This is a genomic window from Phenylobacterium sp., from assembly GCF_031984885.1.
GTDB lineage: Bacteria > Pseudomonadota > Alphaproteobacteria > Caulobacterales > Caulobacteraceae > Phenylobacterium.
Genome location: NZ_DAMABV010000004.1, coordinates 156328 through 165767 on the forward strand (window position 1 = coordinate 156328; position 9440 = coordinate 165767).

A 9440-nucleotide genomic window follows, 5' to 3' on the forward strand; every position below is an offset into this window, starting at 1 on the left:
CGGGTGCCCATGAAAGCTCTGCTGCTCGCCGCCGTCGCCGCGCTCTCGCTTCTTCCCGCCCAGGCCCTGGCCTGGGGCGCGATGGGGCATCGGATGGTCGGGGAGGCGGCGGCCCAGGCCCTGCCGGCCGAGGTCCCGGCCTTCCTGCGCACGCCGCAGGCGGCGCGCGACATCGGCGAGCTCTCGCGTGAGCAGGACCGCTCCAAGGGCGCAGGCCGCATCCACGACCACAACCGCGACGCCGGCCACTTCCTCGATCTGGACGAGGAGGGCAAGCTGCTGGGCGGCCCGTCCTTCCTGCCCCTGCCGGCCAACCGCGCCGAGTACGAGAAGGGCCTGCAGGCCGCCGGGCTCGATAGCTGGAAGGCCGGCTATCTCCAGTACTCGATCATCGACCGCCATCAGCAGTTGGCCAAGGACTTCGGCTACTGGCGGGTGCTGACCTACGCGGCCGCGCGCGAGCAGAACCCCCAGCGCAAGGCCTGGTACGAAAGCGACCTGGTCCGGCGCGAGGCCCAGATCGCGCAGACCATCGGCGACCTCTCGCACTTCGTCGGCGACGGGGCCCAGCCGCTGCACGTCACCGTGCACTACAACGGCTGGGGCGAGTTCCCCAATCCGAACGGCTACACCACCGCGCGCGTGCACGGCCCGTTCGAGAGCGAGTTCGTCTTCGCGAACGTCAAACCTGCCGATGTGACGGCAAGGATGGCCCCGCTGAAGTCGTGCGACTGCCCGATCGAAAGGCGCACGGTGGATTATCTAATGGAAACAAGCACTCAGGTGATCCCGTTCTATGAACTGGAGAAGGCCGGCGGCCTGGCTCCACGCGATCGGCGCGGGATCGAGTTCGCCGCCGAGCGCCTGGCGGCGGGCGCCTCGGAGCTGCGCGACATGATCGTCTCGGCCTGGCGGGCCAGCGAGCAGGTGACGGTCGGCTGGCCGGTGCTGCGGGTCGACGACGTGCTCGCGGGCAAGGTCGACCCCTACGACTCCTTGTACGGCAAGGACTGAGCGGGTGCGCGCGGTCCCGCAGTTCGGAGAGCGCAGGGCCGGGCGGACCTATGCCGACCGCCCCGCCGCCTTCGGCATCCTGGAGCGCGACGGGCAGGTTGCTGTAGTGCGCATCGAAAAACCTGACGGTGCGGTGTGGGTCGACCTGCCCGGCGGCGGGGTCGATCCGGGCGAAACGCCCGAGCAGGGCGTGGTCCGCGAGTACGGCGAGGAGGCCGGCCTCAAGGTCGCCGTCCGCGAGGGCTACGCCCTGGCCGACCAGTTCTTCGTCAACACCGAGGGGGAGGCCTGGAACAACCGCAGCGCCTTCTTCGTCCTCGACCTCGTGGCTGAGGACGCCTCGCTGAAAATCGAGGAAGATCATACGCTTATGTGGATTTCGCCGCTGGAGGCGATCGCGTCCCTGCGCCACGACTCGCACGCTTGGGCCCTGGCCGCCTGGCTGAGGCTCTAGCCGGCTCATGCCGCGGACTCCCGCCGCATTGCGCGGCGCAGGCTGAACGGGTAGTGGCGGGGCCAGTTCCGACCAGGAGAGCGCATGTCCCAGGCCCAGATCATCGACGGCAAGGTCACCGCCGAGCGCTTGCGCGCCGAGGTGGCGCAAGAGGTTGCGGCGCTCAAGGCGCAGCACGGCCTGCAGCCGGGCCTGGCCGTGGTGCTGGTCGGCGAGGACCCCGCCAGCCAGGTCTATGTCCGCTCCAAGGGCGAGCATTCCAAGGCCGCGGGCATGCACTCGGTGACCCACCGGCTGCCCGCCGACGTCGGCCAGGACGAGCTGCTGGCCCTGGTGCGCCAGCTCAACGCCGACCCGCTGATCCACGGCATCCTCGTGCAACTGCCGCTGCCCAAGGGCCTGGACGAGAAGGCGGTCATCGAAACCATCGACCCGAACAAGGACGTCGACGGCCTGCACGTCGTCAACGCCGGGCGCCTGGCCCAGGGCCTGCCTTCGCTGGTCCCGTGCACGCCGCTCGGCTGCATGATCATGCTCCGCGAGACCCTGGGCGACCTCGCCGGCAAGCGCGCCGTGGTCGTCGGCCGCTCGGTGCTGGTCGGCAAGCCGGTGGCGCAACTGCTGTTGCAGGCCGACTGCACGGTGACCATCGCCCACTCGCGCACCCAGGATCTGGCCGCCGTCTGCCGCGAGGCGGACATCCTGGTGGCCGCGGTCGGCCGCCCGCAGATGATCAAGGCCGACTGGATCAAGCCGGGCGCCACGGTGATCGACGTCGGCATCAACCGCGTGCCGTTCCGCGATCCGGTGAAGGCGGCCGAGGGCAAGACCAAGCTGGTCGGCGACGTGGCCTACAAGGAAGCGCTGGGCGTCGCCGGCCACATCACCCCGGTTCCGGGCGGGGTCGGGCTGATGACGGTGGCGTGCCTGCTGCAGAACACCGTCACCGCCGCCAAGCGGATCGCGGGCCTGACGGCCTAGGCGCCCTTGCCGTTGGTCCAGGCGACCAGCTCGCCCAGGGCCTGGGCCACGGCCTGATCGTAGGCCGCGACGATCGCCGAGACGCGGTTGCTGCCGGCCCGCACGCGCGCCTCGAAATGGGTCGAGCCGGCCAGGCTGCGGTTGGCGCCGGTCAGGGTCGCGCGCATCGACACGACCACCTCGGGCGCGGCCTTGGCCCCGCGGTCGTAGTTGGCCTCGAACTGGGTCACGTCGACGCGCAGGATGTAGTCGGCCTTGCCCGCGTCGCCGCGCGTCAGCAGCCGCGCCGGGCCGGCGTTGGCGTCGAACGCCCGCGACAGCGCCTCGTTGAACAGCACCGAAGCCGGCGAGACCCAGCGCGACTGGGCGATATAGGCGACCTGGCTGCCGGTCGTGGTCATGATCCGGTCGTTCGACGCCGCCTGCACGAACGAGCCGCCGAGCCGCGCGACCGTGAACTGCGAGCCCTGGGCTGCGACGGGCGGGGCGATGTCGCCGTCGAAGCGATAGAGCTGGGCGGCCTTCTCCTCGGGCAGCAGCGTGATGCAGGCCGCCAGGCTCGAGGCCAGGGCCGCCAGGCTCAGGGCGGCGAGCGTGCGTTTGAACATGTTCATGGCTTGACCTTGACCTCCTGGGCCGGGGACTTGCCCACCAGGCCGCGGGGATTGGCTTCGACGTCGCGGATCAGCCGGTCCAGGGAATCGGCGGTCTGCTGAAGGGACTGGATGGCCGAGGTGAGCTGCGGCAGGCCGTTGCTGGCGAAATCGTTGGTCGGGCCGTCCAGGCGCCCGACCATGGTGCGGACGTCCTTGGCGGCCACCTGCGCCTCCTGGGCGGCGTCGGCCAGGTTCTTCAGGGTGCGTTTGCCGTCGGAGTCGAGCAGGTCCTGGCTGGACTTGCTGAGTGCGGCGATCTGGGCGGCGGCCGCGTCGATGTTCTGCAGCGCCTTCTGGGCGTCGCCGATCAGCGCCTTGCGCGCGCGCAGTTCGGCCGTCACCGACTGGGCGTCCTCGATCGCCGCGCCGAACTTCTGGATGTTCTGGTCGGACAGCACGCGGTTGACCCGGTCCAGGGCCTCGACCGTCCGCGTCAGCACCGTGCCGCCGCCCTCCAGCAGGTCGGAGAGGGCGCTGCGCTGGGTGCGCAGCTTGGGCACCTTGCCCGGATCCACCGTATCCTTGAGCAGCCGCTTGGCCGGGGTGCCGGCGGTGATCTGGACATAGTTGATGCCGGTGATGCCCTGCGGCTCCAGAGTGGCGTAGGAATCGACCCGGATCGGTACGTCGGAGGTGACGCGCGCACGGGCGATGACCCGGTTCGGATCGGCCGGATCGAGCTGGATCTTGGTCACTTCGCCGACCTTGATGCCGTTGAAGTGCACTTCGCCGCCCTGGCTCAGCCCGCGGACGGGCCCCTGGAAGATGATGTCGTAGAGATCGTAGTCCTGGGCGAAGCTCAGGCGCGCCAGCCAGACCACGAAGATCAGCAGGCCGGTCACCAGCAGCAGGGTAGAGAAGCCCACCAGGGCGTAGTTGGCGTCTTTTTCCATCAGGCTGACGTCCCGGCTTGCTTGGCCGCGACAGCCGCAGCGCGACCGCGCGGACCAAGGAAATACTCTTGGATCCACGGATGTTGTGAACGCTCAAGCTCGCCGACCGGCGCCGTCGCGATGACGTGTTTGTCGGCCAGCACCGCCACTCGGTCGGTGATGCTGTAGAGCGTGTCGAGATCGTGGGTGATCATGAACACAGTCAGGTCCAGGCTGTCGGAGAGGTCGCGGATCAGTTCGTCGAAGGCGCCGGCGCCGATCGGGTCGAGGCCGGCCGTGGGCTCGTCGAGGAACAGGAGCTCGGGGTCCAGGGCCAGCGCCCGGGCCAGGCCGGCGCGCTTGCGCATGCCGCCCGAGAGCTCGGCCGGCTTCAGGTCGCCGGCTCCCGCGCGCAGGCCGACCAGGGCGATCTTGAGGTCGGCCAGTTCGTGGATGATCCGCCGGGGCAGCTTGGTGTGCTCGTACATCGGCGCGGCGACGTTCTCGCGCACCGTCAGGTTGGAGAACAGGGCGCCCTGCTGGAACAGCACCCCCCAGCTACGCTCGATCTCGGACCAGCGGCGGCGGCTGGTGCGCTGGATGTCCTGGCCCAGGACCTTGACCGTCCCGGCGTCCGGCTTGCGCAGGCCGATGATGGTGTTGAGCAGGACCGACTTGCCGGTGCCCGAGCCGCCGACCACGCCCAGGACCTCGCCGCGCCGGACGGTCAGGTCGAGATCGTCGTGCACGACATGATCGCCGAACTGCGAGCGCAGGCCGCGGACCTCGATGGCCGGGCCATCATCATCGAGCAGGGATTGTTCTGCCAATTCCGCCATCTAGACGTTCAACTGCATGTAGATCAGCGCGAATATGGCGTCGATCAGGATGATGGCGAAGATGGCGTGGACCACGGCGGCGGTGACCCGGCGGCCCAGCGATTCCACGTCGCCGCCGACCTCCATGCCCTGCCGGCAGCCGATTCCGGCGATGACCGCCGCCATGATCGGCGCCTTGGACAGGCCGATCCAGAAATGGGTCGGCCCGACATTGTCGAGGATGCGCTGCAGGAAGAAGGCGGGGCCAAGATCCAGGACCGTCCAGGTGACCAGCAGCCCGCCCATCAGGCCGGCGATGGTCGCCACGAAGGTGAGCAGCGGGATGATGGCCAGCAGCGCCGCGAAACGGGGGAACACCAGGGCCTCGAACGGATCGACGCCCAGTACCTTCATGGCGTCGACCTCCTGGTTCATCTTCATCGAGCCGATCTCGGCCGCGAAGGCCGAGGCCGAGCGGCCCGCCAGCAGGATGGCGGTGATCAGGATGTTGAATTCACGGAAGACCGCGATGCCGATGAGCTCGACGGCGAACACCTCCGCCCCGAACTGGCGCAGCATGTTGGCGCCCAGCAGGCCGACCACCGCCCCGATGAAGAACGAGGTCAGGGTGACGATCGGAATGGCGTCCAGGCCGGCGCGCTCGGCCAGCGATATGCACGCCGCCCATCTGATGCGGGCCGGATTGACGATGATCCGGCCGACCACCACCAGCAGGTGGCCGACGAAGACCATGGTCTCGAAGATTTCGGCGCCGAGGTTGAACACCCCCCGGCCGGTACGGATCGCCAGCTCGTAGAAGCCGCGCGGCTCCTGGCGCTGGGGGGGCTTCTCGCGGGCCGCCGCGCCGACCAGTTCGAGCAGCCGATGGGTCTCGGGCCGGGCCTGGATGGCGTCGGCCGCGGGATGGTCGGCCACCGCCTGCAGGATGCCGTAGGCGCCCGCGGTGTCGAGGCGGCGGATGGTGGTCAGGTCGAGGCCGGAGAGAGCTTCGGAGCGCACCGCTTCGCCCAGCCGCTTGACGGCGTCGCCCGCGGCGGTCGCCGTCCAGTCCCCCGACAGCACGGCCTGCTGGCCGCCTTCGGTCTGCGTCAAACTGAAATCGGCGGGTCGTTCCATCGGCTCGCGTCGTGGCCTCACCAGGGGTGCGTCTACCAGAGTCGAAACGCCTCGAGCTTGAAACTAGCAGAACCGCCTCATGACGCCGAACGCCTTATGGCGAAGGTTGTTCCGAGATTCCAGGGCGCCTTTTGCGTATCGCGACAAGGTGATCCTAGGTCGCAGTCCGCGGCCTAGATTTCGCCCAAGTCGCAAGCCTTACAGGGGCGCGGGGGCGGCTCGTCCGGCCCCGGAACATCTGTCTCAAGGTCGGGAGCGTGCATTGGCCCGTCAGATCGAAATCGCCGGCAAGTCCGGCGCCCTCTACCGGTATACAGCCCTTGAGGAGGACCGCATCCTGCCGCCGGCCGGTGCGAACTACGTCATCTGCAAGCCCGCGGAGCGGGGCGTCGACATCCTGTTCGTCGGCGAGACCGACAGCCTGGCGCGCCTGGCCTGGCGCGAACAGCTCGCCTATGCCCGCGACACCTATGGCGACGAGGCCAACGTGCTGACGCGCCTCAACGTGCGCAGCGCCGTGCGCCTGGCCGAGCAGGAAGACCTGCTGGAAGAATACCGGCCGCCGATGAACGCCGGGGCCTAGCGTCTGGCGCGTCCGGCGGCCATTGTCCGGGCCGTGTCAGATCCTCTCATCGTCATCCTCGGCGCGGCCGTCCGACCCGACGGCCGTGCGAGCCCGGCCCTGATCCGTCGGATCGACGGCGGCTTTCGCCTGGCCGCGGCCCATCCGCGGGCGCTGGTCTTCTGCTCGGGCGGGGTCGGGCGGCATGGCCCGTCCGAGGCCTCGATCATGGCCGAACGCCTGACGGCCATGGGGTTGGCGCGCGAGCGGCTGGTGCTGGACGAGGACAGTCTCGACACGCTGCAGACGGCGGTCGCCGCCACGCGCTGCATCCGCGCTCGCGATCTGCCCGGCGCCGTCGTCTGCACCGACAGCTATCACACGCCGCGCACGCGGCTGATCTTCGCCGCGCTGGGGGTGTCGACGCTGGACGGATCGGTGAAGGCGGGGCCGCGGCAGATGGGCTGGCCGGCCTGGGTCCGCATGCGCCTGCGCGAAATCCCGGCGATCCCCTATGACGGCGTTCTGGCCCTGACCAAGCGCGGCGGGCTCTAGCCACGCCCTAGATCGGCTCGGTCCGGAAATACCGTTCGGCCTGCTCGCTCCAGCCATAGGCGGTGTCGTTCAACTGTTCGCGGTCATAGGCTGGGCTAGTCTTCAGCAGGTCCCTGGAGAGGTCGGTCAGGTAGCTGTCCGACGTCTCGTCGTAGCGCAGCGCCCGCCAGGGGATGGGGTGGTACTTGCCGCTGGTCCCGAACAGTCCGCCGAACTCCAGCGCCACGAACCGGGCCTGGCCGGTGTCGCGCTCGAAATAGATCTCGCGGATCGTGCCGAGCTTCTTGCCGGCGGCGTCCTTCAGGGGCGCCCCCAGCAGGTTGGCGCTGCGGATCATCAGGCTGTCGAGGCTCATCACGTCCCTCCGGTTTGCGTGGGGAACGCCTAGCTGCGCCGTTCGATCCCGGCGTTCGGTGGTGCGAAAAGGCAAGCCGGGATCCGGCCCGGCCTGAAGCTAGGCGGCGCTGGCCTTGCGGTCCTTGGTGCGCCGCTCGGCCACCGTCTCGGGCGTGAGCGGATGGCGGCACTCGCTGCAGATCACCACGGTGTCGACCGGATGGCCGCACTGGTTGTGGGTGACGATCACCGGCGGCTGATCGTCGTTGAGAAGCCACTTGTCGGCCCAGATCAGCAGGGCCAGGGCGTGGGGATAGAGATCCTTGCCCTTCTTGGTCAGCCAGTACTCGTAGCGCGGCGGCGACATCTCGTAGAGCCGCCGCTCGAACACCCCGTTGGCCACCAGCACCCGCAGGCGGTCGGTGAGGATGTTGGTGGCGATGTCCAGCATCGACTGGATGTCGTCGAACCGGTGGATGCCGAAATACTGGGTCGAGATGACCAGGCCGGTCCAGCGGTCGCCGGTCATGTCGACGACGTCGGCGACGGTGCGCGAGGCGTCCTCCGCGCTGGACTGGCGGCGGCGGTGCAGGCGGGCGATCTCGACTTCCTCGAAGCCGGCGCCGGGGCCGGGATGGTGGCTGCAGCTATGCAGCGAGACGTCGCCCCCGCAATGGCGGCAGACCATGATCGGCAGCATCGACTTGCCGCATTCGGTGTGGACCAGGCCGGCCGGGCCGTTGGGGGCGGTGGCGTCCCAGCGGATGCCCCAGCACCAGGCGATCAGCACCGAGTCGAACAGGTCCAGGCCCATCGGGGTCAGGTGATAGGACTGGCGGGCCGCGCCCTCGCGATGCGCGCGCTGCTCGAAGATGCCGCTGGCGACCAGGCCGCGCAGGCGGTTGGAGAGGGTGTTGCGGGGGGCGCCGGTGCGGGCGCGGAACTCCTCGTACCGGGTCGCCCCACGGAAGGCTTCCTGGATGATCAACTGGCTCCAGCGGTCGCCGATCGTGTTCAGCGCCCGGTGCACGGAGTTCTTGATGATCTTGCGGGTGCGGGCCATCCTGCGTCCAGGCCTATCGCCGCTCAACCCTACTGTCCAGTCGGGATTAGCGAACCGGAGGCGGCTGCGCGTGGAGCGCGAGCGCAGGCAAGTCTCTTTTTGAAAGTGCTTAGAAGTCCCTTTGTGCAACCTGCTGAATCGAGGCGCAGCATCGAGCTCCTCGCGGCCTGACCGCCTTCCGCCAGGAGGGCGGCCTTGGCCGCTTACGGCCGGCCGACGCGTGACGCTACTGAGGCTGCGGCACGATCCGCAGGTAGGGGCGCGGGGCGTCCCAGCCGTCGGGATAGATGGTCTTGGCTTCGTCGTCGGACACCGAGCCGGCGATGATCACCTTGTCGCCGTGCTTCCAGTTCACCGGCGTCGCCACCCGATGCTTGGCGGTCAGTTGCATCGAGTCGAGCACCCGCAGGATCTCGTCGAAGTTCCGGCCCGTGGTCATCGGATAGGCCAGCATCAGCTTGATGCGCTTGTCGGGACCGATGATGAACACCGTCCGCACGGTGGCGTTGTCGGCGGCCGTGCGCCCGTCCGAGCCGCCTTCGATCTCCTCGGGCAACATGTTGTAGAGCTTGGAGACGGCCAGGTCGGTGTCGCCGATCATCGGATAGTTCGGCGCGGTCCCCTGCGTCTCGGCGATGTCCTGGGCCCAGCGGGCGTGGTTGTCGACCGGGTCGACCGACAGGCCGATGACCTTGGTGTTCCGCTTGTCGAACTCGGGCCTCAGCTTGGCCATGTAGCCCAGCTCGGTCGTGCAGACCGGGGTGAAGTCCTTGGGGTGGGAGAACAGGATCGCCCAGCTATCGCCGATCCAGTCGTGGAAGTTGATCGTCCCCTCGGTGGTGTCGGCCGTGAAGTTCGGCGCCTCGCCGTTGATACGAAGTGTCATCACCCCATTCCTTTCATCAAGGCCGAGGCGATCACGGCTCCCGCGGCGCAGGGCGACCGGCTGACGCTCGGCGAAGTGTCTCCCTGCTAGGGAACCCCCGCGCGGC

Annotated in this window: 12 protein-coding genes; 5 read left to right on the plus strand and 7 right to left on the minus strand. The window is 68.9% G+C overall.

Going from position 1 to position 9440, the window contains the following annotated elements; all coding sequences use genetic code 11:
* The first annotated feature begins 9 nt into the window (after positions 1–9).
* From RTL41_RS08230 to folD, 3 genes are all read left to right on the plus strand, one after another.
* Positions 10–1014: a S1/P1 Nuclease gene (locus tag RTL41_RS08230; RefSeq protein ID WP_312163180.1), complete on the plus strand. Its 1005-nt coding sequence runs from the start codon at positions 10–12 to the stop codon at positions 1012–1014.
* A 4-nt stretch (positions 1015–1018) separates the two neighbouring features.
* Positions 1019–1468, plus strand: coding sequence for an NUDIX domain-containing protein (locus tag RTL41_RS08235; RefSeq protein ID WP_312163181.1), 450 nt, complete (start codon positions 1019–1021; stop codon positions 1466–1468).
* 84 nt (positions 1469–1552) lie between these two features.
* Positions 1553–2449 carry a bifunctional methylenetetrahydrofolate dehydrogenase/methenyltetrahydrofolate cyclohydrolase FolD gene (gene folD, locus RTL41_RS08240; RefSeq protein ID WP_312163183.1) on the plus strand — a complete coding sequence of 299 codons (897 nt, stop codon included), beginning with the start codon at positions 1553–1555 and terminating at the stop codon, positions 2447–2449.
* On the opposite strand, the gene RTL41_RS08245 is transcribed toward folD, so the two are convergent.
* Genes RTL41_RS08245 through RTL41_RS08260 form a run of 4 tightly spaced genes read right to left on the minus strand, consistent with a single transcriptional unit; the run spans position 2446 to position 5932 of the window.
* Positions 2446–3063 carry an ABC-type transport auxiliary lipoprotein family protein gene (locus RTL41_RS08245; protein WP_312163185.1) on the minus strand — a complete coding sequence of 206 codons (618 nt, stop codon included), beginning with the start codon at positions 3061–3063 and terminating at the stop codon, positions 2446–2448. The two genes, folD and RTL41_RS08245, sit on opposite strands and share 4 nt — an antisense overlap.
* Complete coding sequence (locus RTL41_RS08250) at positions 3060–3998, minus strand: MlaD family protein (protein ID WP_312163187.1); 939 nt, start codon at positions 3996–3998, stop codon at positions 3060–3062. Before RTL41_RS08250 ends, RTL41_RS08245 begins: the two co-directional genes overlap by 4 nt.
* Positions 3998–4816, minus strand: a complete 819-nt coding sequence (locus RTL41_RS08255; protein ID WP_312163189.1) for an ABC transporter ATP-binding protein — start codon at positions 4814–4816, stop codon at positions 3998–4000. Before RTL41_RS08255 ends, RTL41_RS08250 begins: the two co-directional genes overlap by 1 nt.
* Positions 4817–5932, minus strand: a complete 1116-nt coding sequence (locus RTL41_RS08260; RefSeq protein ID WP_312163191.1) for an ABC transporter permease — start codon at positions 5930–5932, stop codon at positions 4817–4819.
* A 262-nt stretch (positions 5933–6194) separates the two neighbouring features.
* Here RTL41_RS08260 and RTL41_RS08265 point away from each other — a divergent pair, with 262 nt between their 5' ends.
* Together RTL41_RS08265 and RTL41_RS08270 are read left to right on the plus strand one after the other, a co-directional pair.
* Positions 6195–6515 (plus strand): hypothetical protein, encoded by a 321-nt coding sequence (locus RTL41_RS08265; protein WP_312163192.1) that lies wholly within the window; start codon positions 6195–6197, stop codon positions 6513–6515.
* 33 nt (positions 6516–6548) lie between these two features.
* Positions 6549–7049 carry a YdcF family protein gene (locus RTL41_RS08270; RefSeq protein ID WP_312163193.1) on the plus strand — a complete coding sequence of 167 codons (501 nt, stop codon included), beginning with the start codon at positions 6549–6551 and terminating at the stop codon, positions 7047–7049.
* Between the two features lie 7 nt (positions 7050–7056).
* On the opposite strand, the gene RTL41_RS08275 is transcribed toward RTL41_RS08270, so the two are convergent.
* The 3 genes from RTL41_RS08275 to RTL41_RS08285 form a co-directional block, all read right to left on the minus strand.
* A complete protein-coding gene (locus RTL41_RS08275; RefSeq protein ID WP_312163195.1) occupies positions 7057–7404 on the minus strand; it encodes a PRC-barrel domain-containing protein in 348 nt (115 codons plus the stop codon).
* A gap of 99 nt (positions 7405–7503) precedes the next feature.
* Positions 7504–8448, minus strand: coding sequence for a helix-turn-helix domain-containing protein (locus tag RTL41_RS08280; protein WP_312163197.1), 945 nt, complete (start codon positions 8446–8448; stop codon positions 7504–7506).
* Positions 8449–8674: 226 nt separating this feature from the next.
* Positions 8675–9334: a peroxiredoxin gene (locus RTL41_RS08285; protein ID WP_312163199.1), complete on the minus strand. Its 660-nt coding sequence runs from the start codon at positions 9332–9334 to the stop codon at positions 8675–8677.
* Between the last annotated feature and the right edge of the window lie 106 nt (positions 9335–9440).